Here is a 466-nt window from a genome sequence, read left to right as displayed (position 1 = left end):
GAGAAAAGGAGAAGAAGGGAAAAGAAGGGAGAAGAAGAGAGGAAGAGAAAGAGAGAAAAAGGAGGAGGAAAAGGAGGAAGGAGGAAGAAGAAAAAAAAAAGGAAAGAAGGGGAAAAAGAGGAGAAGGAGGGGAGGAAAAAAAGGAAAGAAAAGGAGAGAAAGAGGAAAAAGGGAGGGGGGAGAGAAGAAAGAAGAAAAAGAAAAAAGGGAAGAAAGGGGGGAGGAAAAAAAAAGGAAGGGAAGGAAAAAGAGAAGGAAAGGGAAGAAAGAGAAGAAGAGGAAAAAAAGAAAGAAAGGAGAAGGAGGGGAGAAGGAGAGGGGGGGGGGGAAAAAAAAGGGGGAGGGGGGGAAAGGAAGGGGAGAGGGGAGAGAAGAAAGGAAGGGGGAAAGAGGGAGGAAGAAGAAGGGGAAAAGAGAAGTGACAAAGAAAGAAAAAGATAAGATCACAAAAAAAGTAATAATAAGC

The 466-nt window shown here is 43.3% G+C and carries 1 protein-coding gene; it reads left to right on the top strand.

The window, feature by feature from the left end; translation table 11 throughout:
• A partial coding sequence (locus A3773_RS19805; RefSeq protein WP_197462841.1) for a hypothetical protein occupies positions 1-422 on the top strand: 422 nt, incomplete at its 5' end.
• Positions 423-466: the final 44 nt, after the last annotated feature.

It is taken from the genome of Neptuniibacter pectenicola (assembly GCF_001597735.1).
In the GTDB taxonomy this organism is placed as follows: domain Bacteria; phylum Pseudomonadota; class Gammaproteobacteria; order Pseudomonadales; family Balneatricaceae; genus Neptuniibacter; species Neptuniibacter pectenicola.
The sequence above is the reverse complement of the archived record's forward strand: the minus strand, read 5'-3'. Positions and strand labels throughout refer to the sequence as shown.